General features: G+C 67.2%; 19 protein-coding genes. 6 read left to right on the top strand and 13 right to left on the bottom strand.

The features are described from left to right. Positions 1-302: 302 nt before the first annotated feature. The 7 genes from lpdA to ABIA71_RS20530 all read right to left on the bottom strand — a co-directional run bounded on the left by lpdA (position 303) and on the right by ABIA71_RS20530 (position 11,725). The gene (lpdA, locus tag ABIA71_RS20560; protein WP_128097262.1) at positions 303-1,739 is read right to left on the bottom strand and encodes a dihydrolipoyl dehydrogenase; all 1,437 of its coding nucleotides are present in this window, start codon (positions 1,737-1,739) and stop codon (positions 303-305) included. Between the two features lie 135 nt (positions 1,740-1,874). Further along, positions 1,875-3,080, bottom strand: coding sequence for a dihydrolipoyllysine-residue succinyltransferase (sucB, locus tag ABIA71_RS20555; RefSeq protein WP_354287782.1), 1,206 nt, complete (start codon positions 3,078-3,080; stop codon positions 1,875-1,877). 44 nt (positions 3,081-3,124) lie between these two features. Then, positions 3,125-5,956 carry a 2-oxoglutarate dehydrogenase E1 component gene (locus ABIA71_RS20550; protein WP_128097263.1) on the bottom strand — a complete coding sequence of 944 codons (2,832 nt, stop codon included), beginning with the start codon at positions 5,954-5,956 and terminating at the stop codon, positions 3,125-3,127. Positions 5,957-6,141: 185 nt separating this feature from the next. Continuing rightward, positions 6,142-7,047 (bottom strand): GNAT family N-acetyltransferase, encoded by a 906-nt coding sequence (locus ABIA71_RS20545; protein ID WP_354287780.1) that lies wholly within the window; start codon positions 7,045-7,047, stop codon positions 6,142-6,144. 2 nt (positions 7,048-7,049) lie between these two features. Continuing rightward, complete coding sequence (locus tag ABIA71_RS20540; protein ID WP_354287779.1) at positions 7,050-8,483, bottom strand: ribosomal protein uL16 3-hydroxylase; 1,434 nt, start codon at positions 8,481-8,483, stop codon at positions 7,050-7,052. Positions 8,484-8,998: 515 nt separating this feature from the next. Next, positions 8,999-10,366 (bottom strand): adenylosuccinate lyase, encoded by a 1,368-nt coding sequence (gene purB, locus ABIA71_RS20535; protein ID WP_354287777.1) that lies wholly within the window; start codon positions 10,364-10,366, stop codon positions 8,999-9,001. Positions 10,367-10,402: 36 nt separating this feature from the next. After that, on the bottom strand, positions 10,403-11,725 hold the full coding sequence (locus ABIA71_RS20530) for a hemolysin family protein (protein ID WP_354287776.1): 1,323 nt from the start codon (positions 11,723-11,725) through the stop codon (positions 10,403-10,405). A gap of 288 nt (positions 11,726-12,013) precedes the next feature. On the opposite strand from ABIA71_RS20530, the gene ABIA71_RS20525 reads away from it, so the two are divergent. Continuing rightward, positions 12,014-13,426, top strand: a complete 1,413-nt coding sequence (locus ABIA71_RS20525; RefSeq protein ID WP_354287774.1) for a class II fumarate hydratase — start codon at positions 12,014-12,016, stop codon at positions 13,424-13,426. Positions 13,427-13,855: 429 nt separating this feature from the next. Here the strand turns inward: ABIA71_RS20525 and ABIA71_RS20520 are convergent, their stop codons facing one another. The 6 genes from ABIA71_RS20520 to ABIA71_RS20495 all read right to left on the bottom strand — a co-directional run bounded on the left by ABIA71_RS20520 (position 13,856) and on the right by ABIA71_RS20495 (position 18,169). Then, the gene (locus ABIA71_RS20520; RefSeq protein ID WP_354287783.1) at positions 13,856-14,281 is read right to left on the bottom strand and encodes a hypothetical protein; all 426 of its coding nucleotides are present in this window, start codon (positions 14,279-14,281) and stop codon (positions 13,856-13,858) included. A gap of 92 nt (positions 14,282-14,373) precedes the next feature. Further along, positions 14,374-14,970 carry a YggN family protein gene (locus ABIA71_RS20515; protein WP_354287772.1) on the bottom strand — a complete coding sequence of 199 codons (597 nt, stop codon included), beginning with the start codon at positions 14,968-14,970 and terminating at the stop codon, positions 14,374-14,376. 25 nt (positions 14,971-14,995) lie between these two features. Continuing rightward, a complete protein-coding gene (locus ABIA71_RS20510; protein ID WP_354287770.1) occupies positions 14,996-15,883 on the bottom strand; it encodes a GIN domain-containing protein in 888 nt (295 codons plus the stop codon). A 23-nt stretch (positions 15,884-15,906) separates the two neighbouring features. Further along, the gene (locus ABIA71_RS20505; protein WP_128096335.1) at positions 15,907-16,938 is read right to left on the bottom strand and encodes a hypothetical protein; all 1,032 of its coding nucleotides are present in this window, start codon (positions 16,936-16,938) and stop codon (positions 15,907-15,909) included. Next, entirely contained in the window at positions 16,935-17,810 is an 876-nt protein-coding gene (locus tag ABIA71_RS20500) for an ABC transporter ATP-binding protein (protein WP_128096336.1), read from the bottom strand. Before ABIA71_RS20500 ends, ABIA71_RS20505 begins: the two co-directional genes overlap by 4 nt. Beyond that, positions 17,807-18,169, bottom strand: coding sequence for a GntR family transcriptional regulator (locus ABIA71_RS20495; RefSeq protein ID WP_128096337.1), 363 nt, complete (start codon positions 18,167-18,169; stop codon positions 17,807-17,809). Before ABIA71_RS20495 ends, ABIA71_RS20500 begins: the two co-directional genes overlap by 4 nt. Positions 18,170-18,910: 741 nt before the next feature. On the opposite strand from ABIA71_RS20495, the gene ABIA71_RS20490 reads away from it, so the two are divergent. The 5 genes from ABIA71_RS20490 to ABIA71_RS20470 all read left to right on the top strand — a co-directional run bounded on the left by ABIA71_RS20490 (position 18,911) and on the right by ABIA71_RS20470 (position 22,844). Further along, positions 18,911-19,447, top strand: coding sequence for a glutathione peroxidase (locus ABIA71_RS20490; protein ID WP_502961291.1), 537 nt, complete (start codon positions 18,911-18,913; stop codon positions 19,445-19,447). 84 nt (positions 19,448-19,531) lie between these two features. After that, the gene (locus ABIA71_RS20485; protein ID WP_354287766.1) at positions 19,532-20,512 is read left to right on the top strand and encodes an FKBP-type peptidyl-prolyl cis-trans isomerase; all 981 of its coding nucleotides are present in this window, start codon (positions 19,532-19,534) and stop codon (positions 20,510-20,512) included. Between the two features lie 23 nt (positions 20,513-20,535). Then, complete coding sequence (locus ABIA71_RS20480; protein ID WP_354287764.1) at positions 20,536-21,885, top strand: UDP-glucose dehydrogenase family protein; 1,350 nt, start codon at positions 20,536-20,538, stop codon at positions 21,883-21,885. Continuing rightward, positions 21,878-22,117: a SlyX family protein gene (locus ABIA71_RS20475; RefSeq protein WP_038687608.1), complete on the top strand. Its 240-nt coding sequence runs from the start codon at positions 21,878-21,880 to the stop codon at positions 22,115-22,117. Before ABIA71_RS20480 ends, ABIA71_RS20475 begins: the two co-directional genes overlap by 8 nt. A 13-nt stretch (positions 22,118-22,130) precedes the next feature. Beyond that, positions 22,131-22,844 carry a DUF2058 domain-containing protein gene (locus tag ABIA71_RS20470; RefSeq protein ID WP_354287762.1) on the top strand — a complete coding sequence of 238 codons (714 nt, stop codon included), beginning with the start codon at positions 22,131-22,133 and terminating at the stop codon, positions 22,842-22,844. The last annotated feature ends 255 nt before the right edge of the window (positions 22,845-23,099 follow it).

The following is a 23,099-nucleotide window of genomic DNA, read 5'->3' as shown; positions in this document are numbered from 1 at the left end:
GGGGGCTCAAAAACCCGCGCGGGTGGGGCGGGCCGGGGGCGGGCTCTCCGAACCCCCCGGGGGGGCCCCGCCCGGCGCCCGGCACTACCAGAGGGGCGACGCGCCCTCCAGCGTCGCGGACCACCAGAGAGGGTCGACGCGCCCGCCGGCGACGCGGACCACCAGAGAGGGTCGACGCGCCGGCCAGCGGCCGGCACTACCAGAGAGGGGCGACGCGCCCGCCGGCAGGGGTTACCACCGGGCACGCACGCACAAAAAACCCCGCCTTGGCGGGGTTTTTCGTTACACGGTCCGCAGGGCGATCAGTTCGCCTTGTGGATCGCGCGCTTGGTCACGGCCATGGCCGCGTCGTGCACCGCTTCGGACAGCGACGGGTGGGCGTGGCAGATGCGCGCCAGGTCGTCGGAGGAGCCGTTGAACTCCATGGTCAGCACGCCTTCGTGGACCAGTTCGGACACGTTGGCACCCACCAGGTGCATACCCAGCACGCGGTCGGTTTCCGCGTGGGCCAGCACCTTGACGAAGCCGGCCGGCTCGATCATGGCCACGGCACGGCCGTTGGCGGCGAACGGGAAGCTGCCGGCCTTGTACGGAATGCCCTCGGCCTTCAGCTGCTGCTCGGTCTTGCCGACCCAGGCCAGCTCCGGCTCGGTGTAGATGACCCACGGAATGGTGTCGAAGTTGACGTGGCCCGGCAGGCCGGCGATCAGTTCGGCCACCGCGATGCCTTCCTCGAAGCCCTTGTGCGCCAGCATCGGGCCGCGCACGCAGTCACCGACCGCCCAGACGCCGTCGACGCCGGTGTGGCAGTGGTCGTCCACTTCGATCTGGCCACGCTCGTTGACCTTGACGCCGGTGCCTTCGGCCAGCAGGCCCTTGGTGGCGGCGCGGCGGCCAACGGCCACCAGCAGCTTGTCCACGATCAGGCTCTTTTCGCCTTCCGCGTCAGCGTAGGTCAGCGCGACTTCCTTCTTCTTGCCCTTGCTGGTCACTTCGGCCTTGGAGACCTTGGCGCCCAGGCGGATATCCAGGCCCTGCTTCTTGAATTCCTTGGCGGCCGCCTTGGCCACTTCGGTATCGGCGGCCGCCAGGAACTCCGGCAGCGCCTCCAGGATGGTCACTTCCGAACCCAGGCGCTTCCACACGCTGCCCAGTTCCAGACCGATCACGCCGGCGCCGATCACGGCCAGGCGGGCGGGCACTTCGGTGAAGTCCAGGCCGCCGACGTTGTCGACGATGGTGTCGCCGTCGAACTTGGCGAACGGCAGTTCGATCGAGTCCGAACCGGCGGCGATGATGACGTTGGTGCCCTTCAGCTCGACGATGGACCCGTCATGCTGGGTGACCTTGACCACGTTGCCCGGCTGCAGTTCGCCGAAGCCGTAGTAGGCGGCGACCTTGTTGGCCTTGAACAGCATGCCGATGCCGCCGGTGAACTGCTTGACGATCTTGTCCTTGCGGCCAACCATCGCCTCGACGTCCATCTTGGCGTCCTTGAAGCTGATGCCGTGGTCGCCAAAGATGTGGCCCATGTTCCAGAACTGGCGCGAGGAATCCAGCAGCGCCTTGGACGGGATGCAGCCCACGCGCAGGCAGGTGCCACCGAGGGCCGGCTTGCCGTCCTTGCCCAGGGCCGCGTCGATGCAGGCGGTCTTCAGACCCAGCTGCGCGGCACGGATGGCGGCGTGGTAGCCGGCCGGACCGGCACCGATGACGACGACGTCGAATTGTTCAGCCATTGAAATAGTCCTTGTTGCATTCCCGAGCTTCGGTCGAAGCCGGTGGCGCGCAGGCGCCGGGGAGAGAGCAGGGCAGTGCGGTGCAGTGCCGTAAAACCAACACCCCTCCGCGCAGGCGCGGAGGGGTGGCGGGTCTTACAGGCCGAACAGCATGCGGCCCGGGTTTTCCAGCTGGTTCTTGATGTCCACCAGGAACTGCACCGAATCCTTGCCATCGATGATACGGTGGTCGTAGGACAGTGCCAGGTACATCATCGGCGCGATCACGACCTGGCCGTTCTGGGCGATCGGACGTTCCTTGATGGCGTGCATGCCCAGGATGGCGCTCTGCGGCGGGTTGATGATCGGCGTGGACAGCAGCGAGCCGAAGGTGCCGCCGTTGGTCACGGTGAAGGTGCCGCCCTGCAGTTCTTCCAGGCTCAGCTTGCCGTCACGGGCCTTCTTGGCGTAGTCGGCGATGGTCTTTTCGATGTCGGCGAACGACATGCGCTCGACGTTGCGCAGCACCGGCGTCACCAGGCCCTTGTCGGTCGACACGGCGATGGAGATGTCCGAGTAGCCGTGATAGATGACGTCGTCGCCGTCGATCGAGGCATTGACCAGCGGGAAGCGCTGCAGCGCGTTGGCGGCGGCCTTCACGAAGAAGCTCATGAAGCCCAGCTTGATGCCGTGGGCCTTGACGAACTCGTCCTGCAGATCCTTGCGCGCGGCCGACACCTTGGACAGGTCGACCTCGTTGAAGGTGGTCAGCATGGCCGTGCTGTTCTTGGACTGCATCAGGCGCTCGGCGATGCGCTTGCGGATGCGGGTCATCGGCACGCGCTCTTCCGGACGTGCACCGCCCGCCTTGCCAGCGCCGCCACTACGGGCGAAGTTGACGATGTCTTCCTTGGTCACCGCGCCATGACGGCCGGTGCCAGACACGTCGGCCGGGTTCACGCCTTCGGTGATCGCCGAGAAACGGGCGCCCGGGGGCAGGCCGTCGGCAGCCGACTTGGCCGCCGGCGCCGGGGCAGCAGCGGCCGGAGCAGCAGCGGCCGGTGCCGGAGCCGCCGCCGGGGCGTCGGCCTTCTTCTCTTCGGCCGGCGCGGCAGCAGCGGTCGCGCCTTCTTCGATGATGGCCACGACCTGGCTGGAGGTCACGGTGGCGCCCACCTCGAACTTGATCTCCTTCAGCACGCCATCGACCGGCGACGGCACTTCCAGGACGACCTTGTCGGTTTCCAGATCAAGCAGGTTTTCATCGCGCTTGACGGCATCGCCGACTTTCTTGTGCCAGGTGGCGATGGTGCCGTCGGCGACGGATTCGGGCAGTACCGGGGCTTTGACTTCGGTGGCCATGCGGGAGCTTCCTGGTTTGTCTTTTCTAGAATGAGGGGGAGAGGTTATTCAGCAACCGAGTCGTTGAACGGGTTGACCAGGGCATCGGCGATCAGCTTCTGCTGTTCGATGATGTGGTCAGCCATGTGTCCAGCGGCCGGCGATGCCGAACGGGCGCGACCGGCGTAGTGCAGGCTCTGGCCATCGGCCAGGCAGAACTGCAGGTGGTGGCGGATCTGGTACCACGCCCCCTGGTTCTGCGGTTCTTCCTGCGTCCACACCACATCGGCAGCCTTGCCGTACTTCTTCAGTTCGGCAGCCAGCAGCGCGCGCGGGAACGGATACAGCTGTTCGACGCGGATGATGGCCACATCGTCCTGGCCACGCTTGGTCTGGTCTTCCAGCAGGTCGTAATAGACCTTGCCCGAGCACAGCACCACGCGCTTGACCTTCTTGGCGTCTGCGTTGGCATCGCCGATCAGGTGCTGGAACTGCCCATCGGCCAGCTCTTCCAGGCTCGACACGGCCAGCTTGTGGCGCAGCAGCGACTTGGGCGACATCACCACCAGCGGCTTGCGGGTGGTCATGCGCATCTGGCGACGCAGCATGTGGTACGCCTGCGCCGGGGTCGACGGCACGCACACCAGCATGTTCTCCAGCGCGCACAGCTGCAGGAAACGCTCCAGGCGCGCCGAGCTGTGTTCCGGGCCCTGCCCTTCGTAACCGTGCGGCAGCAGCAGGGTCAAACCGCTGATACGGCCCCACTTGGCTTCGCCGGCAGCGATGAACTGATCGATCACGACCTGGGCACCGTTGGCGAAGTCGCCGAACTGGCCTTCCCAGATGCACAGGGTGTTCGGATCGGTGGTGGAGAAACCGTACTCATAGGCCATCACTGCTTCTTCGCTGAGCAGCGAATCGATGATGGTGGCCTGTTCCGGCGACTCGACCAGCTGGCGCAGCGGCAGGTAGTAGTTGTCGGTCTTCTGGTCGTGCAGGATCGCGTGGCGGTGGGTGAAGGTGCCGCGGCCGACGTCCTGGCCGACCAGGCGCAGGCTGTTGCCTTCGTCCAGCACGGTGGCGTAGGCCAGGTTCTCGGCAAAGCCCCAGTCGCCCGGGATCTCGCCGGCGGCCATCTTGCGACGGTCGTCGTACACCTTGGCCACACGCGAGTGCAGTTCCACGCCTTCGGGCACGGTGTTGATCAGCTTGGCCAGCTGCTTGACCTTCTCCATGCCCACCGCGGTGGAAATGGGATCGGACAGCTTGCCGTTGAGCAGCGCAGGCCAGTCGACGTACATCTTGCTGGTGGCCGGGGTCTTCTCGACGGCCGCCAGCTCGGTGGTCACTTCACCGGCATCGAGCTTGTTGCGGTAGGCATCGACCAGCGCCTTGCCAGCGTCGGCCGGGATCACGCCGGCGGCTTCCAGCTTGGCCGCGTACAGCTCGCGGGTGGTCTGGTGCTTGCGGATCACCTGGTACATCAGCGGCTGGGTGATCGCCGGTTCGTCGGCCTCGTTGTGGCCCCAACGGCGGTAGCACATCAGGTCGATGACCACGTCCTTGGCGAACTTCTGGCGGAACTCGAAGGCCAGCTGGGCCGCGAACACCACCGCTTCGGGATCATCGCCGTTCACGTGCAGCACCGGGGCGGCGATCATCTTCGCCACGTCGGTGGCATAGCGCGTGGAGCGCGTATCCAGCGGGTTGGAGGTCGTGAAGCCCACCTGGTTGTTGACCACGATGTGCACCGTGCCACCGACGGCGAAGCCGCGGGCCTGGGACATCTGGAACAGTTCCATGACCACGCCCTGGCCGGAGAAGGCCGCGTCGCCGTGGATCAGGATCGGCATCACCTGCTTGCGCGCGGTATCGCCGCGGCGCTCCTGGCGCGAACGCACCGAACCGGCCACGACCGGGTCGGCGATTTCCAGGTGCGACGGGTTGAAGGCCAGCGCCAGGTGGACGGCGCCGCCCGGGGTGGACACGTCAGCCGAGAAGCCCATGTGGTACTTCACGTCGCCGGCCGAGGCGTGCTCGTCGTGCTCGAACTTGCCTTCGAACTCGTCGAACAGCTTGCGCGGGCTCTTGCCCAGCGTGTTGACCAGCACGTTCAGGCGGCCGCGGTGGGCCATGCCGATCACCACGTCCTTGACGCCATCCTTGCCGGCGTCACGGATGATGGTGTCCATCATCGGGATCAGCGCGTCGCCGCCTTCCAGCGAGAAGCGCTTCTGGCCGACGTACTTGGTATGCAGGTAGCGCTCCAGACCCTCGGCCGCCGTCAGGCGCTCCAGGGTGCGGCGCTGGGTGTCGGCATCCAGGTTGTAGTTGCCACCGGCCGTTTCCAGACGCTGGTACAGCCACTGGCGCTGCTCGACCTCGGAGATGTGCATGAATTCCGCACCGATGGAGCCGGTGTAGGTCTTCTTCAGGCGCTCCAGCAGGTCGCGCAGTTTCATGCGCGGCTGGCCGGCGATGCCGCCGGTGCTGAACTCGCTGCCCAGGTCGCTCTCGGACAGGCTGTGGAACGGCAGCCCCAGGTCCGGCGGGTTGGTCGGCGGGGTCAGGCCCAGCGGGTCCAGGCGGGCGCCGAGGTGGCCACGCGAACGGTAGGCGGTGATCAGACGGCCGACATTGCGCTCGCGCTCGTCGCCGGCACCGGTGGCCGTGGCGCTGTTGCCAGCGTTTTTGGCGGCTTCGGTGATGTGGGCGATGACGGCCGAGTGCGGAATGTCACCGGCTTCGCGGCCCTTGAAGCCGTCGAAGTAGGTCTTCCATTTGGGATCGACACTGTCCGGAGAAACGAGGTACTGCTCGTACAGATCCTCGATATAGGAGGCGTTGCCGCCGGCGAGCTGCGAAGACTGCGCAAACTGCTTCAGTAGATTGTCCACGATGGAGGGTCGGATTCGCTTGTGGGGTAAGGCTTCGATGATCCGGCAGGGAAAAGTGAATAGCCCTGCGCGGGCGGTATCTAACTCCCCAAATTGTACCCCCATCGGGACAGGAAGGGGCACCGCAGGGGTCCGGGCAGGACCTGCGGTGTCATTCCCAGACAGGTTCGAGCCCGTGGCGTGAGCTACAGGCCGATTGCCCGCAGTTCGCTGCATTCACGCGAACGTTCCCATACGCGCTGCAAACCGTCCTGCAACGGCCGCGAACGTGCTCGCAGCGCGAGCCCGGCTTCGCCGTCGAAACGGTGTCCGCTCAGACGAAAGTAGTAGTCGCCGGCATCGTTGAGCAGGCAGGCCGAGGCCGACGCGCGGTCGATCGGGTCGCTGACCTGGCGGATGCGGAACACGCTGGGCAGGCGTTGCAGCAGTCCCAGCAGCGGCGAGCCGGCCTGGGCGATGGCGGCGGCGTCGTGCACGATCAGCAGCGCCTGCTTGTCGTGGCGGGCGGTGGCGAACCGGCGCAGCGCCTCCAGCACCGGCGGGGCATCCAGCACCCCGGGGTCGAGCTGGCGGCTGTGCAGCCACAGCTGGCGGCGGGCGCGGTGGACCAAGGCGGTGGTGATCGCCACCGCCTGGTCGGCACGGTCGATGGCCACCGCGCCATCGAGCACCAGGCGCATGTGCTGGTGGGCGATACCGGCCTCGGTGAAGACCTCGCCCTCGGGCAGGAAGCCCTGGCGGGTATAGAACACCCGGGCCGGCAGCTGGGCGTGCAGACTCACTTCCCGCCAATGGCGGCTGCGCGCGGCGTCGATCAGGGCCAGCAGCAGCGCTTCGCCAACGCCGCGGCCCCGCCAGTCGGCGAGCACCGCCATGCGGCCGATCCGGCCGTCCGGGGTGAGCCGCCCGGCCCCGATCGGCTCGCCGTCGCTGCCACGGGCCAGTACATGCACGCTGAGCGGGTCCAGCGCGTCGATTTCCAACTCCGCTGGGACCTGCTGCTCCTCGACGAACACGCGCTGCCGGACCCGATGCAGCGCCTCGCGCTGCGTCGGGTAGTCCACCGGTTCGACCTGGAAGCGGGCCGTCATGCTCAGGCCGGCTTGCCGTCGTCCTGGTCGTCGCTGTCGTCGAAATCGACGATGACTTCGATACCGTCTTCGTGGATGGTCACTTCGTGCACGTCGGCCTCGACCGTGGCGTCGTGCATGACCTCGATGCTGTCGGTGCCGTCGACGATGGCATCCTCGGCGACATGGCCGTCTTCGGCGTCCGCTTCGTCATCGAACGCCTCGTCGTCGAAGGCTTCGTCGAGGGCGTTGGGGTCGAACAGCTGGTAGTAGCCGCCGGCCATCAAGGCCTGCACGGCGTCGCGGCCCTTGGCCGAGAGCTTGCCGTAGAGCGCGCCGCCGAGCTGTTCGGTGGCCGCCAGGACCTGGGCATCCTTGACCGGCAGGGCGAACTCCAGGCCGCTGCAGTACAGGCTGGCGCCGCGCTTGGCGCGGCGCCAGGCCATGCGTGCCCACGGGTGGCGCTGCAGGTCCAGGCCGGCGGCCAGGGCGGCTTCGATCTCTTCGCGCGGCAGCGGGTCGGCGCCGGCCACCACTTCGCCGGCGGCGCGGTAGGTGGTGATGAAGCGGCCGAACCAGTCGCCGAGTTTGTCGGGGTCGTTCATGCGGATGGCATTGAGCGCCTCGACCACGCGGTTCATGGCCAGTACGTCGATTTCGTGGGGGTCTTCGGGCAGCTTGAGATCCGGATCCTGGTAGCGGATCGATTCGTCGGCGCCTTCGATGAGGGTGTCCAGGTAATCGCTGATGAGCTCGGCCGAGGCCGGTGCGCGCATGCCGAAGGAGAAGGTGAGGCAGGGGTCTTCGGCGACGCCGTTGTGGGGGACGTTGGGCGGCAGGTAGAGCATGTCACCCGGTTCAAGCACCCAGTCGTGGGTGGGCTTGAAGCGGCGCAGGAGCTTGAGTTCGACGTCGTCGCGGAAGTCGAGCGGGGGGCGCTTGCCCTTGGTGGATTCGCTGGCGTCGATCTGCCAGCGGCGGTGGCCGTAGGCCTGCAGGAGGAAGACGTCGTACTGGTCGACGTGGGCGCCGACGGAGCCGCCGGTGGCGGCGAAGCTGATCATCACATCGTCCATGCGCCAGCGCGGCAGGAAGTCGAAGTGGTTGACGAGGGCGCGGACGTCGGCGTCCCACTTGTCGACGTCCTGGACGAGCAGGGTCCAGTCGTGGTCGGGCATGCCGGGGAATTCGTCTTCCTGGAACGGGCCGGTGCGTACGCTCCAGCCGTCGGTGGCACGGTCATGGGTGATGAGGCGCGACAGGGCGGTTTCTTCGCAGGCGAGGCCGGCGAGGTCTTCGGGCTGGACGGGGGTTTCGAAATCGGGGAAGGCGCCGCGGATGAGGAGCGGGCGCTTCTGCCAGTAGTCGCGCAGGAAGACGGCGGCGGGCATGCCGAGCGGCAGGCCGGGGCGGGCCTGGATTTCGATGACGGGGGTCTTGGTGGTGCGGGCAGCCATGGGGGAATCCTTGGAGCGTGTAGACGGAAAGCGGGGGCGCGGCAGGTGGCCGGCGCGAGCGGGGCCATTGTCCGCTGGTTGGGGCCGATGTGCACCTGCGGTGGGGTGTCGCGGGGGTGGAGGTTTGGAGGTTGAGGGCGTAGATCAACGTCCAAAGCCACGTCCACGGCCACGGCCACGTCCAAGGCAGCGCCTTGATTGTTTGCGGCGGGAGGTGACCGGGCGGCCTTGCCCAGGACACGCCGTGAACCCGTCCCTGGGGGCTCGGTGTTGCCATCCATGGCAACACACGGTCCTGGGCAAGGCCGCCCGGCCACCTCTGGACGGTTATCCGGTGTGGGCGGAGGGTAAGGCAGGTCAATGAGTCTGCGTTGCTACGTGCGCACCCCGGTAACGCATTGCAATGGAGCGCCCGTAGCGCCGGGCTCTGCCCGGCTGCTCCTCGCCCCACAACGAAAAAGGGACGCTGGCAGTGCCGGCGTCCCTTTTCGGGGTCATGCGGGGGGGCGCGATCTTCAGATCGCCTTTGCCAGGTCCGCCGCCAGGCCGATGTAGCCGCCCGGGGTCAGGTCGCGCAGGCCCTGTTTGGCGTCGTCGGGCAGGTCGAGCGATTCGACGAAGGCCTGCATCGATTCGGCGGTGATGCCCTGGCCGCGGGTGAGGGCCTTGAGCTGTTCGTAGGGGTTGGGCAGGCCGTAGCGGCGCATGACCGTCTGCACGGCTTCGGCCAGGACTTCCCACGCGGCGTTGAGGTCGGCGTCCAGGCGCTCGGGGTTCACGGTCAGCTTGCCCAGGCCCTTGGCCAGCGAATCCAGGCCGACCTGGGTGTGGCCGAAGGCGGTGCCGACCGCGCGCAGCACGGTGGAGTCGGTGAGGTCGCGCTGCCAGCGGCTGATCGGCAGCTTGGCGCTGAAATGCTCGAACAGGGCGTTGGCGATGCCGAAGTTGCCTTCGGCGTTTTCGAAGTCGATCGGGTTGACCTTGTGCGGCATGGTCGAGGAGCCCACTTCGCCTTCCTTGAGCTTCTGCTTGAAGTAGCCCAGCGAGATGTAGCCCCAGATGTCGCGGGCCAGGTCGATCAGGATGATGTTGGCGCGGCGCGCGGCATCGCCGATTTCGGCGACGTTGTCGTGCGGCTCGATCTGGGTGGTGTACGGGTTGAACACCAGGCCCAGGCTTTCCACGAAGCGCTTGGCGAAGGCCGGCCAGTCCACTGCCGGGTAGGCGATGACGTGGGCGTTGTAGTTGCCGACCGCGCCGTTGATCTTGCCGGTCAGTTCCACCGCGGCGATCTGCCTGCGCTGGCGCTCCAGGCGGGCGACCACGTTGGCCACTTCCTTGCCCAGGGTGGTGGGCGAGGCGGTCTGGCCGTGGGTGCGCGACAGCATCGGCTGCTCGGCCTGGGCGTGGGCGAGGGCGCGCAGGCTGGCGGTCACGCCGTCCAGGCTGGGCAGCAGCACTTCACGGCGGGCCTGTTCCAGGATCAGGCCGTAGCTGAGGTTGTTGATGTCTTCGCTGGTGCAGGCGAAATGCACGAACTCCAGCGCCGGGCCCAGCTCGGCGTCGGCCTTGAGCTGTTCCTTGATGAAGTACTCCACCGCCTTGACGTCGTGGTTGGTGGTGCGCTCGATCTCCTTCACCCGCGCGGCATGGGCCGGGGCGAAATCTTCGGCCAGCGCGCGCAGGCGGGCCGTGGCGGCGGCCGAGAACGGCGCCAGTTCGACGATGCCCGGCTCGTTGGCCAGGGCCAGCAGCCATTCCACTTCGACCTTCACGCGGGCCTTGATCAGGCCGTATTCGGAGAAGATCGGACGCAGTGCGTCGACCTTGCCGGCGTAGCGGCCATCGAGCGGGGACAGGGCGAGCAGGGCGAATTCGGACATGGCGGGCGCAGGGCAATGACGGCGGGGGCCGTCATTCTACGCTTCCCCGGGGGGCTCGGCCTGTGCCATGCGTACGGTAACGGCCTGGATGCGGTGGCCGGCCATGCGCTTGATGGTGAACTGGTGGCCGTCGATCACCAGCTGCTCGCCTTCTTCCGGCAGGCGCTGCAACTGGTGGACGATCAGCCCGCCGACCGAATTGAGGTGGTCCGGGGCCTCCAGGTCATGCCCGAGCAGGCGCTCCAGCCGGAAGATCGAGGTCGAGCCGGCCACCAGCAAGCTGCCATCGGCGCCACGGGTGGGGGCGTCCTTGACGATATGCGGGTGCTCGTCCTCGATGTCACCGACCACCACTTCCAACAGGTCTTCCAGGGTGAAGTAGCCCAGGATGCGGCCATGTTCCTCCACGCACAGCGCCAGGTGCGTGGTGCCGGTGCGGAAGCGTTCCAGCACGCTGGGAACCGGGGTCTCCAGCGCGATCAGGTTGGCCGGGCGCAGCAGGGCGCGCAGGTCGTCGGTGGGCTGGCCGCGGGCGATTTCCACCAGCAGGTCCTTCATGTGCAGGATGCCGAGCACGTCCTCGCCGTCGCGGTCGAACCACGGGTAGCGGCTGTAACGGCTCTCGGCGAACTCGGCCATGACGTCGGCCAGGCCCATCCCGTCGCGGAACGCGCGCATATGGTCGCGCGGGCGCATCAGGTCGCCGGCGACCAGCTCCGGCAGTTCCAGTGCGTGGCTCATCAGGGTCAGGCCGTGGTCCGGTGCACTGTCGGTGGGCTGCTGGCGGCCGACGATGAGCTTGAGTTCCTCGCGCGAATAGCGGTGCGAGGTGTGTTCAACATCGCCCCAGCCGGCCAGCCGCAGCAGCGCATTGGCGCTGTTGTTGAGCAGCCAGATGGCCGGGTACATGGCCCAGTAGAACAGGTACAGGGGTGCGGCGGTCCACAGCGACATGCGGTCCGGGCGGCGGATCGCCATCGACTTGGGGGCCAGTTCGCCCAGCACGATGTGCAGGAACGAAATCACGCTGAAGGCGATGATGAAGGCGGTCAGGCGCGAGGCGTCGGCGCTCATGCCGAAGGCATCGAACAACGGCTGCAGCAGGTGCGCGAAGGCCGGCTCGCCGACCCAGCCCAGGCCCAGCGAGGACAGGGTGATGCCCAGCTGGCACGCCGACAGGTACGCATCCAGGTGCGAATGCACGTTGAGCAGCAGGCGGCCGCGCCAGCCGTGGCGTTCGGCCAGGCCGACGGCCTGGGTATGGCGCAGCTTGACCAGGGCGAACTCGGCGGCCACGAAGAACCCGTTGAGCAGCACCAGCCCGAAGGCCAACAGCAGCAGGAGCAGGTTGCCGATCATCGCGCGCCCCGCGGCATGGCCGCAGCAGGCAGGGGGGCATCGGCGCCGGCGGGGTGCGCGGGCAGGGGCATGCGCGCAGCGGCGCGCCAGAAACTACAGTGAGGGTCGTCACCCATGGGGGCGGAAATCTTTCTGAATGGACACGAATCCCGAGTCTAGCCGATCACCCGCGCTGTTGGGTTTCAGTGCGCGGTGGGAGTATTGTGGCTGGAGCCGCCAGCCAGGGAATCAGGCCCGTTGCCAGCCGCAGGTTCCCTTTCCCCACCGAAAGAATCGCGGAGTAATGCAATGAGCAAGGGTTTCAGGATCGAACACGACAGCATGGGCGAATTGCAGGTGCCCAGTGATGCGTTGTGGGGCGCGCAGACGCAGCGGGCCGTGAACAATTTCCCGGTGTCCGGGCAGCGCATGCCGCGCGGTTTCATCCGCGCGCTGGGCTTGGTCAAGGGCGCAGCGGCGGCGGTGAACGTCGAACTGGGTCATCTGCCGAAGAACATCGGCAAGGCGGTCGAGGCAGCCGCGGCCGAAGTGGCCGACGGCCAGCACGATGCGCACTTCCCGATCGATGTGTACCAGACCGGTTCGGGCACGTCGTCGAACATGAATGCCAACGAGGTCATTGCCACCCTGGCCAACCGCGCGGGCAAGGCGGGCAAGCTGGCGGTGCATCCCAACGACCACGTCAACCAGGGGCAGAGCTCCAACGATGTGATTCCCACCGCGCTGCGCGTGTCGGCGTTGCTGGGCGTGCACGAACAGCTGCTGCCAGCGCTGGTGCACCTGCGCAAGACCATCGACAAGAAGGGTCGCAGCCTGCGCAAGGTGGTCAAGACCGGGCGCACGCACCTCATGGACGCCATGCCGCTGACCTTCGAGCAGGAGTTCGGTGCGTGGTCGGCGCAGTTGTCCTCTGCGCAGGAGCGTATTGAAGACAGCCTCAAGCGCCTGCGTCGGCTACCGCTGGGCGGCACCGCGATCGGCACCGGCATCAATGCCGATCCGCGCTTTGGCGAGCGCGTGGCCAAGCTGCTCAAGCAGCAGACCGGGGTCAAGTTCGACAGCGCCGAGAACAAGTTCGAAGGCCTGGCCGCGCAGGACGATGCGGTGGAACTGTCCGGCCAGCTCAACGCGCTGGCGGTGGCCCTGATCAAGATCGCCAACGACCTGCGATGGATGAATGCCGGTCCGCTGGCTGGCCTGGGCGAGATCGAACTGCCGGCGCTGCAGCCGGGCAGCTCGATCATGCCGGGCAAGGTCAACCCGGTGATTCCGGAGGCCACGGTGATGGTGTGCGCGCAGGTGATCGGCCACCACACCGCGATCACGGTGGCCGGGCAGACCGGCAATTTCCAGTTGAACGTGACGCTGCCGCTGATCGCAGCCAACCTGCTCGATGGGATCGGCCTGCTGTCCAACATCTCGCGGCTGCTGGCCGATACCGCGATCGCCGGCCTGACGGTGCGCGAGGACCGGGTGCGCGAGGCGCTGGATCGCAACCCGATCCTGGTGACCGCGCTGAACCCGATCATCGGCTATGAAAAGGCCGCGGCGATTGCCAAGCGCGCCTACAAGGAGCAGCGCCCGGTGCTGGACGTGGCGCTGGAAGACAGCGGGTTGTCCGAGGCCGAGCTGCGCAAGCTGCTGGATCCGGCAGCGCTCACGGCAGGCGGCATCCATGCCGGCGGTGGCGGCGGCGGTTGACCGAGCGGGTGAGGTTGGAACGAAAAACGGGCCGAAAGGCCCGTTTTTTGGTTGTGCTCTCTCCTGGTAGTGCCGGCCGCGGGCCGGCTCCCAGGGACAATGAGAAGCCGGGCAGAGCCCGGCTCTACGTGCCTCGGTAGTGCCGGCCGCTGGCCGGCTCCCAGGGACAATCAGAAGCGGGGCAGAGCCCGGCTCTACGTGCCCCGGTAGTGCCGGCCGCTGGCCGGCTCCCAGGGACAATCAGAAGCCGGGCAGAGCCCGGCTCTACGTGCCGTTTCAGTGGCCGTCGGTGGGTCGGGCGCTGGGCGCCCCTGCCCTTGGAGGCGAAGTAAAGGAGGAGGGGGCGGCCGCAGGCCGACGCCGGGGGCGTCGCCGGAAAGGGCAGGGGCGCCCAGCGCCCGACCCATCGACGCGCCGCGCCGTCAATCCTCAGTGCCGATCCGCCTGCAGGTTGTCGAAGGTCTCGGTGTAGTCCTTGAACTCCGGGATGCGCTGCACCAGGTCCGGCGGGATCGGCTGCATGCCGGGTGGCACCTGGATCTTGACCGAGCGCTTGGCCGGGTCCGGCGGGGCGTCGGTGAGGGTGTTCTGGCGCAGCACCTGCAGCTGGCCGAACATCCCCTGCAGCAGGGCCTGCTGGCTGGGGTCGAGCGGAATTTCGATCTCGTCGATCTTCATGTGGCCGTTGGGCAGCACGATGATGTTCGGCGCCGGCGCGCGGCGCACGGTGAGCATGCCGTCGCTGACGGTGATCTTCGGCTTGCCGCGCTCGGCACGATGGTTGCGGTATTCCTGGTCGCAGCCGGTGGCGGCCAGGCAGAACAGGGCGAACAGCAGCAGGCACAGCTTCTTCATGGTGGGCGCAGACATGAAAAGGGGGAGGACCATTCTAGTCCTCCCCCCGTGCGTGCGGACCCGGCTGCGACCGAACGTCGCAGGCCCGGCGATTACTTGCCGCAGTCGTCGATGTCGCTCTGGTCCATGGTGGCGTAGGGCTTGAACTCGGGTACCGCCGCGGCCAGCGCCTGCTGCTTGGCCATCATGCCCGGCAGCAGGGTGCACAACTGCTTGGCCTGGGCCTCGATCTTGCTGGCTTCGGCGTTCACCCGCCCCTCGATGCCCTGGGTATCGCCGGAGAAGATGCCCTTCAGCGCCTCGCCGGCCGCCTTCACGCCCAGGTTGGCCCCGGCCACGCCGATCTCCATGCCGGCGCCGGCCACCGCTTCCACCTGCTTGCGATAGTCCAGCAGCAGTTCGCGCTGGTGGGCGTCGGTGGCCACGGCGGTGCCGTTGATCAGCAGTTCGCCCTGCGGGGTGATTTCGGCCTTGATCGACTGGCCGTTGGACACGCTGATATTGCTCTGCGCCAGTTCCTTGCGGGCCTTGTCGGTGGCGTCCTGCACGGTCTTGCCAACGGTGCTGGCTTCAGCGGCCGGCGACGTGGCCTTGCCGGTGCCGGGGTCGGTCCGGGCGGCGTCGCGGTTGTTGCAGGCTGCCAGCGGCAGGCACAGCAGCAGGGTGGGCAGCAGCAGTCGGGTGGTCATGCGCTCGTTCCTGGAAATGGGAGGATTACTTGCCGCGCGGCAGCTGCACGCGACCGCCGATACCGCTGTGGTTCACATCGCCACTGCCGCTGTGGGCCACGGTCAGGTCGCCGCTGACATCGCGCGCGGTGATGTCACCGGAGCCATGCCGTTCGACGCTGACGTTGCCGCCCACGCCGCGCAGCTCGACATCGCCCGAGCCCACGTTGCCGATGCTGACGTTGCCTTTGACCTGGCGCACGTCGGCGTCGCCGGAGCCCAGCGTTTCCAGCGTGACGTTGCCCTGCACACCGTCCAGTTCGAGGTCGCCCGACCCCACCGTGCCGACCTTCGCGTTGCCGCGCAGGTTGCGTGCCTTGAAGTCGCCCGAACCCACCGACAACAGGTTGAGCGAACCGGCGCCGTCCAGGGTCACATCGCCCGAGCCGATCGCGGCGGTGACCGCGCCCTTGATGTCGTGCAGGGCGATGTCGCCGGAGCCGACGTCGGCACTGAGCGAGTGCGCGCCGGTGACGCTGACGTCGCCCGAGCCGACCTTCAGCTGCACCAGCAGGGTGTCCGGCACGCTGCCGCGCAGATCCAGGTAGGCGTAGTTGCTGCCGCCGATGTTGATGCTGAGGTTCTGCTTCTCGCGTTGCAGGCGCACCACCAGCTTGTCGCCCACCTTCTGCTGGGTCACGGTGAGCTGGCGCAGCCAGTCCGCGTTGGAGGCGCAGGCGCGGCCACTCAGCTGTGCGGCACCGCCACCGGCGGTGAGCACCAGATCGTGCTGGTTGACCTCGAACACCACCGCCTTGGCGCCGGCCAGGTCGAGCTTGAGGTCACGCGGTGCATTGAACTTGCACTGCGGCTGTTCGGCCAGGGCCGACAGCGGCAGCAACAGCAGGGAAGCAACAGCGAGCATGCGGATCATGTGCGGCTCCTTGAGTGAATCGATCAGATCTCGCCGGCGCGGCGGCGCAGGCGGATGGCGACGATGATGAATACCACGCCCACCGCGGCACCGATCCAGATATCGGGCAGGCTCAACGCGGTCAGCTGGTTGGCCGGGGCCAGCGCGGCCACCAGGTTGTCACGGTCGCCGATCACCGCGCGCAGCTCATCGGCGCGGTAGAACACGTCGCTGCCCGGCAGGGTACCCAGCAACAGGCGGCCGACGATGTGCTTCCAGAACCAGCCGCTGGTGCTGTCGAAAGCGTTCATCAGGTGCGTGGTGCTGACGATGATGCCGGCAAACAGCGGCAGCATCACCGCCCACAGGAACGGCTTGGTCTTGGCCCAGGCCGAGCACATCAGCAGCCAGCCCACGCTCGGCAGTGCCCACAGCAGGTACACCGGCAGCCAGGACAGGTGGCCGGCGGCGATCGCCAGCGGGCTGGCCGGGCCCCAGATCAGGGTCATCGGGTCGCCGCCATGGCTGAGCACCACCACGCTGATGATCAGCAGGAAGCCGAACATGGTCAGGATCGAGGCAAGCACCGCGATCACCGGCGCCACCAGCAATGCGCTCAATGCCTTGGACAGCACGGTCTGGGTGTCCGACAGCGGCAGCGACTTCCAGAACAGGATGCTGCGGTCGCGGCGGTCGTCGTACAGCGCACCCAGGCAGTAGAAGAACACCACGAAGGCCAGCACGATGAACGGCCACAGCGAACTCAGCAGCAGGGTCAGGTCCAGGCCGTTGGCCAGGTTGTGCAGCGCCTCGGCGTCCAGCTTCTTCGTCAGCAGGGCCAGGTCCAGCCCGTTGACGTTGACGCTTTCATTGTCGATCACCAGGCCGCCGCTCTTGGCCGCGCGGTTCATGGCCAGCAGCCCGAACAGAATGCCGATCAGGCTCATCACCAGCGAAATCGCGCCGGCGATCAGCGGGGCGTACAGGAACCCGCCGCGGTTTTCCCAGTACTCGCGCTTGAGCATCCACTTGAAGGTGCTGGCCTTGCTGATGGGGTGGTAGTGGACGGTGTTCATGCGTAGGTTCCCTTCATGATGGCCACGAACAGGTCCGCCAGCCCCGGGCTGCGGATCTCGCCGAGGGGCGTGAGCTGGGCGCGCGGCACCCCGTCGAACAACAGCACGGTCTTGCCGAACGGCAGGGCACGCTCGTCGATGGGCTGCAGGGCGCGCGCGGCCTCCAGCGACTCGGCCGATACCAGCACTTCGCTGTAGCGCTCGCCGATGTCTTCCATGTCGGTGGTGAGCACGATGCGGCCGTCGCGGATGAACATCACGTCGGTGAGGATGTGCTCGATCTCTTCCACCTGGTGGGTGGTGACGATGATGGTCTTCTGCTCGTCGAAGTAATCCTCCAGCAGGCGCTGGTAGAACTCCTTGCGGTACAGGATGTCCAGGCCCAGGGTCGGCTCGTCCAGCACCAGCACCTTGGCATCGATGGCCATCACCAGCGCCAGGTGCAGCTGCACGATCATGCCCTTGGACAGTTCGCGCACGCGCTGTTTGGGCTGCAGCTTGGTCGAGGCCAGGAAACGCTCGCAGCGGGCGCGGTCGAAGCGCGGGTGGGTGCCGGCGACGAAGTCGATCGCTTCGCGCACCTTCATCCAGCGCGGCAGCACCGCCACGTCGGCGATGAAGCACACATCGTTCATCAGCGCGTTGCGCTGCACGGCCGGGTCCAGCCCCAGCACCTGCAGTTCGCCTTCCACCGTGGTCAGGCCCAGCAGCGCCTTGAGCAGGGTGGTCTTGCCGGCGCCGTTGGGGCCGATCAGGCCGGTGATCCGGCCCGGGGCGATGGTGAAGCTGGTGTTGTCCAGCGCCACGGTCTGCTTGTAGGCCTTGCGCAGGCCACGGGCGGAAATGACGACATCACTTGCAACGGCATTCATGAGGATTTCCCCTGGGGCAGCAATTCGTCGATATTCAGGCCCAGGCGCTGGATGCGTTCCAACACCAGTGGCCATTCTTCATTGAGGAACCGGTCGCGCTCGCTGCTGCGCAGCTGCGTGGCCGCTTCCTCGGTCATGAACATGCCCAGCCCGCGGCGCTTCTCGACCAGGCCCTCGTCAGCCAGTTCCTGGTAGGCGCGCGAAACGGTGATGGGGTTGAGCTGGTACTCGGCGGCGACCTGTCGGACCGAAGGCAGGGCGTCGCCAGGCTTGATGATGCCGTCAAGCATCATGGCAATCACTCGCTCTTTCAGCTGACGGTAGATCGGAGCACCATCGCTCCATTGGATATCGCTCATGGTCAGCTCCGTGGGTTCAGCGACTGTGCGAATGAGAAGTAAGGCATGGACAGGGAGCTGTGCAGCCGGCGGGGGGGCGTGGGGGCGCCGTTGGCGTTCCCTGCCTGGAGTACGCCTGCGTCCTGCGGGCTTTCAAACGCACCGGTGGCAGCGGTGCTGCCGAGGTCACCGGCAGGGGTGCCAAGCCAACCGAGCAGCAACAGCGCGGAGGCGGCGGTGACAGCTTTGGCGGACTGGCGGCGGCGCATGCGGTTCATGGGCTTCCCCTGCATCAGGTGACTGGTGTTGTATGCAACTATAACACCGGCACGCCGGAGTGCAACAGGTTGCCACCCCCAACTGATGGCAGGGGTGTGACAGCGAACGCGCTGTGACTTCAACATATTGATTTGTATAAGGATGTCTTGGTTTCCTGACAACGGGATGGGCTATCGTCCATTCAGTCTGGTCAATGGTAGGTGAGCGGGCGCGTCTATTCAGGTGCGGCGGCAGACCGCCAGAGTCGGCAAGCTGGGGCCGATCAGGGGATCAGGGCCCGGTGGAGGCCGGGGTCGCCAAGGCCCGCCGGCCTGCGTCGGGGGAGGGCGCCGCGGCGATGCCACGCAGCGGCAAAAGTGCCGGTGATATAGTCCGAAACAGCCTTTTTGATCCCTTTCGTGGAGTGTCGTGATGTCCCTGACCCACCTTGAGTCGTCCCCGCACCGTACGGCCACCCCGCGGGTCCGCCGCTGGGGCGTGACGCTGCTGCTGGGCGGGTTGTTGGCCGCCAGCGGGGCCCACGCGGCCGGGCTGCTGGACGTTTCCTATCGACCGCTGGCCGGCAAGGCCGAGGTCAACCTGCAGAAGCAGTACGGCGGCAAGGTGCTGCTGGTGGTCAACACCGCCAGCAAGTGCGGCTTCACCCCGCAGTACGAAGGCCTGGAGGCGCTGCAGCAGAAGTACGCCGCGCGCGGCTTCTCGGTGCTGGGCTTCCCGTCCAACGACTTCAAGGGGCAGGAGCCGGGCGATGAGACCCAGATCCAGGAATTCTGCACGCTGACCTACGGGGTCAAGTTCCCGATGTTCCAGAAGGTGCAGGTCACCGGGCCGCAGGCCACGCCGCTGTACCAGCGGCTGACCGCCGCGACCGGGGTCGCGCCGGGCTGGAATTTCCACAAGTACCTGATCGGCCGGGATGGCCGGGTGGTGGCGCAGTTCCCCAGCAAGGTCACGCCGGACGACAAGGCGCTGGTCGCCGCGATCGAACGTGAGCTGTCTGTCACACCGGCAAAACACTGACAACCTCGACATCTCGCATGTGCGTGCGACAATGATTGCTTTCGCGCCGACGTCGGCGTCCAGTCACTTCCAGGAAAGTAGCGAATGAAGATGGGAATGCGCGGCGCCGCGGCGTCGGTTCTGATTCTGGCGATGGGTGCCACCGGTACCGTGATGTCGCAACAACCGGCCGCGCGTGCGGCCGTCAAGGAGACTTCCGCTTTGAACTCCCAACGGGAAAAGCTCGGCTACGCCATCGGTATCGACGTGGCCAACTCGTTCGCCCCGATCTCCAGCGAGATCGATCTGGCGGCCCTGCGCCGCGGCGTGACCAATGCCTTTGAAGGCAAGCCGCCGCTGATTTCGCAGGACGAGGCACAGAAGACCGACGCCGCCCTGCGCCAGGCGATGATGGCCAAGAGCGGCCAGCCGGTGCCGGGCGTGGCCCCGGGTTCGGCGCCGCCGAAGGTGGACCGCGAGAAGGTCGGCCTGATGCTGGGCACCTACGCCGTGGGTCCGTCGCTGGCCCCGCTGAAGGCGGACCTGGACCTGGACGCGCTGTTCGACGCCGTCACCACCACCTTCAACGGTGGCACCGCCAAGATGACCCCGGAGCAGGCCAAGGCCACGCTGGAAGGCTTCATGGCCGGCAAGCAGGCTGAAATGCAGGCCCAGGCGGCCGCCAAGGGCGGTACCAACCGCACCGAAGGCAATGCGTTCCTGGCCAAGAACAAGACCGTGCCGGGCGTTGTCACCACCGCTTCGGGCCTGCAGTACCAGGTGCTGCGTCCGGGTTCGGGCGAGCGCCCGATGCCGACCAGCAAGGTCCGCGTCAACTACGAAGGCAAGCTGCTTGACGGCACCGTGTTCGACAGCAGCTACGAGCGTGGCCAGCCGATCGAATTCGGCCTGGACCAGGTGATCAAGGGCTGGTCCGAAGGCGTCTCGCTGATGCCGACCGGGTCCAAGTACCGCTTCTGGATCCCGGGCGAGCTGGCCTACGGCGAACAGGGCACGCCGGGCGGTCCGATCGGTCCGAACGCGACGCTGACCTTCGACGTCGAACTGCTCAACGTCCTGCCGTAAGCGAAACTGGAGTCCCCACGGACATGCGTGTAGCGATTTTCGGTACCGGCTACGTCGGTCTGGTCACGGGTACCTGCCTGGCCGATGTCGGCCACCAGGTGGTCTGCGTCGATATCGACCAGGCCAAGGTTGATGGCCTCAACCGTGGCGTCATCCCGATCTACGAGCCGGGCCTGGAGCCGATGGTCAAGGCCAATCACGCCGCATCGCGGCTGGCCTTCACCACCGATGCCGCCAGCGCGATCACGCATGGCCAGGTGATTTTCATCGCCGTGGGCACGCCACCGGACGAGGACGGCAGCGCCGACCTGCAGTACGTGCTGGCGGTAGCCCGCACGATCGGCACGCACATGGCCGTGCCGACCGTGGTGGTGAACAAGTCGACCGTGCCGGTAGGCACGGCCGACAAGGTGCGTGCCGCCATTGCCGAGGTACTGGCGGCGCGTGGGGTGGAGATCGCGTTCGACGTGGTCTCCAACCCGGAATTCCTGAAGGAGGGCGACGCGGTTGCCGACTGCATGCGGCCGGACCGCATCGTGGTGGGTGCCTCCAACCCCGATTCGGTGGCGTTGATGCGCCGCCTGTACGCACCGTTCAACCGCAACCACGATCGCGTGGTGGAAATGGACGTGCGCTCGGCGGAGCTGACCAAGTACGCCGCCAACGCGATGCTGGCGACCAAGATTTCGTTCATGAACGAAATTGCCAACATCGCCGAGAAAGTCGGTGCCGATATCGAGCAGGTCCGCCAGGGCATCGGCTCGGATCCGCGCATCGGCTGGCACTTCATCTACCCGGGCGCCGGTTACGGCGGCTCGTGTTTCCCCAAGGATGTGCAGGCGTTGGCCCGCACCGCGCAGCAGCATGGCCATGAGCCGAAGCTGTTGAACGCGGTGGAGGCGGTCAACGAAGCGCAGAAGGGGCATCTTTACCAGCTGATCCAGCGCCACTATGACCGTGGCGAGGACGAAGGCGTGCGTGGCAAGACCTTCGCGGTGTGGGGGTTGGCCTTCAAGCCCAACACCGACGACATGCGCGAAGCTTCCAGCCGGCGCCTGCTGGCCCAGTTGTGGGAGGGCGGCGCCAGCGTGCGCGCCTACGATCCCGAAGCCACCGAGGAAGCGCGCCGCATCTTTGGCGAGCGCGATGACCTGGTGTTCTGCGACAACGCCTACGACGCGCTGGACGGCGCCGATGCGCTGGTCGTGGTGACCGAATGGAAGCAGTTCCGCAGCCCGGATTTCGTCCGCCTGCGCGAGGTGCTCAACGATGCGGTCGTGTTCGACGGCCGCAACCTGTACGACCCGCAGGAGATCGAAGCCGCGGGCCTGGCCTACTACGGCATTGGCCGGGGACGTTCGCTGCATGCATGATTCCACCCCCACACCGCGTGAGCAGGCGCTGGAAGCGCGCCTGATCGAGCTGGAAATGCGCGTGTCCTTCCAGGAACAGGCCTTGGCCGAGCTCAGTGAAGCGCTGGCCGATGCACGCATCGAAGGCAGCCGCAACGCCGACCTGACCCGCCTGCTGCTGGAGGACCTGGGCAAGGTCCGCAACGCGCTGTATTCCGATTCGGGCGAAGAACCGCCGCCCCCGCACTACTGATCGATTCCACGTCATGAGCGATACACTCCGCGACCAGCTGCTGGGCCTGGGTTTCAAATCCGCGCCCAAGCCAGAACGCAAACCCGATGCCCGCCGTGACGGCCGGCCGGGCAATAAACCCCACGGTGCGCGTCCTCCGGGCAAGCCCGGCGAAGCGCGCCCGCCGCGTGAGGGTGCCCCGGGGCGTCCGCCGCGCGAGGGCGACGCCGCGCGCCGCGCGCCGCACGGCAAGGGCCGCCCGGGCGGCGGCCCGCGTCCCGGCCAGGGCCAGAATGCCGGCCAGGGCAAGCCGCGTTCGCGCGAGGACATCGACCTGGCCAAGGCCTACGCGATCCGTGCGCAGAAGGAAAAAGACGACCGCATCGAAGCCGAACGCCTGAAGCAGGAAGAGGCGCGGCTGCGCCGCGAAGCCAAGGCCAAGCTGGACGTGCTGCTGGAAGGCAAGTCGTTGAATGACGCCGGCGCCGAGATCGCCCGCCACTTCAACTACGGCGGCAAGATCAAGCGCGTGTACGTCACCGCCGACCAGCTCAAGGCGCTCAACGCCGGCGAGCTGGGTGTGCTGCAGCAGAACGGCCGCTACCTGCTGGTCACGGCGGCCGTGCTCGACGAGGCCGAAGCCATCTTCGCTCCGTCGGTGGCGCTGCGCGTGGATCCCAACGCCACTGCCGAGGCTGATCCGTACGCCGACCCTGCCTACCAGGTGCCCGACGACCTGGTCTGGTAAGCGGTCGATCGTATGAATGAAGAAGGGCGCCGAAAGGCGCCCTTTTTTGTTCTTCGCCCCTATGCGGGGCGAGCAGAAGCGTGCGTTGTGGCTTTCCGGGCGCGGCCGTGGGGGGGGGGGGGGGGGGGGGGGGGGGGGGGGGGGGGGGGGGGGGGGGGGGGGGGGGGGGGGGGGGGGGGGGGGGGGGGGGGGGCGGCGGGGGCGGCCCCCCCCCCCCCCCGCGGCCGCGCCCCCCCCCCCCCCCCCCCCCCCCCC

It is taken from the genome of Stenotrophomonas sp. 2619 (assembly GCF_040548725.1).
In the GTDB taxonomy this organism is placed as follows: Bacteria; Pseudomonadota; Gammaproteobacteria; order Xanthomonadales; family Xanthomonadaceae; genus Stenotrophomonas; species Stenotrophomonas maltophilia_AP.
Note: the sequence above shows the minus strand (reverse complement) of the source record. Positions and strands in the feature narration are given on the sequence as shown.

Excerpts from the sequence above, each read along its gene's own strand:
- lpdA (WP_128097262.1), bottom strand. The coding sequence starts at position 1,739 with ATGGCTGAACAATTCGACGTCGTCGTCATCGGTGCCGGTCCGGCCGGC.
- sucB (WP_354287782.1), bottom strand. The coding sequence starts at position 3,080 with ATGGCCACCGAAGTCAAAGCCCCGGTACTGCCCGAATCCGTCGCCGAC.
- ABIA71_RS20545 (WP_354287780.1), bottom strand. The coding sequence starts at position 7,047 with ATGACGGCCCGCTTCCAGGTCGAACCGGTGGACTACCCGACGCAGCGC.
- ABIA71_RS20540 (WP_354287779.1), bottom strand. The coding sequence starts at position 8,483 with ATGGCTGCCCGCACCACCAAGACCCCCGTCATCGAAATCCAGGCCCGC.
- purB (WP_354287777.1), bottom strand. The coding sequence starts at position 10,366 with ATGTCCGAATTCGCCCTGCTCGCCCTGTCCCCGCTCGATGGCCGCTAC.
- ABIA71_RS20530 (WP_354287776.1), bottom strand. The coding sequence starts at position 11,725 with ATGATCGGCAACCTGCTCCTGCTGCTGTTGGCCTTCGGGCTGGTGCTG.
- ABIA71_RS20525 (WP_354287774.1), top strand. The coding sequence starts at position 12,014 with ATGAGCAAGGGTTTCAGGATCGAACACGACAGCATGGGCGAATTGCAG.
- ABIA71_RS20520 (WP_354287783.1), bottom strand. The coding sequence starts at position 14,281 with ATGAAGAAGCTGTGCCTGCTGCTGTTCGCCCTGTTCTGCCTGGCCGCC.
- ABIA71_RS20515 (WP_354287772.1), bottom strand. The coding sequence starts at position 14,970 with ATGACCACCCGACTGCTGCTGCCCACCCTGCTGCTGTGCCTGCCGCTG.
- ABIA71_RS20510 (WP_354287770.1), bottom strand. The coding sequence starts at position 15,883 with ATGATCCGCATGCTCGCTGTTGCTTCCCTGCTGTTGCTGCCGCTGTCG.
- ABIA71_RS20505 (WP_128096335.1), bottom strand. The coding sequence starts at position 16,938 with ATGAACACCGTCCACTACCACCCCATCAGCAAGGCCAGCACCTTCAAG.
- ABIA71_RS20500 (WP_128096336.1), bottom strand. The coding sequence starts at position 17,810 with ATGAATGCCGTTGCAAGTGATGTCGTCATTTCCGCCCGTGGCCTGCGC.
- ABIA71_RS20495 (WP_128096337.1), bottom strand. The coding sequence starts at position 18,169 with ATGAGCGATATCCAATGGAGCGATGGTGCTCCGATCTACCGTCAGCTG.
- ABIA71_RS20485 (WP_354287766.1), top strand. The coding sequence starts at position 19,532 with ATGAAGATGGGAATGCGCGGCGCCGCGGCGTCGGTTCTGATTCTGGCG.
- ABIA71_RS20480 (WP_354287764.1), top strand. The coding sequence starts at position 20,536 with ATGCGTGTAGCGATTTTCGGTACCGGCTACGTCGGTCTGGTCACGGGT.
- ABIA71_RS20475 (WP_038687608.1), top strand. The coding sequence starts at position 21,878 with ATGCATGATTCCACCCCCACACCGCGTGAGCAGGCGCTGGAAGCGCGC.
- ABIA71_RS20470 (WP_354287762.1), top strand. The coding sequence starts at position 22,131 with ATGAGCGATACACTCCGCGACCAGCTGCTGGGCCTGGGTTTCAAATCC.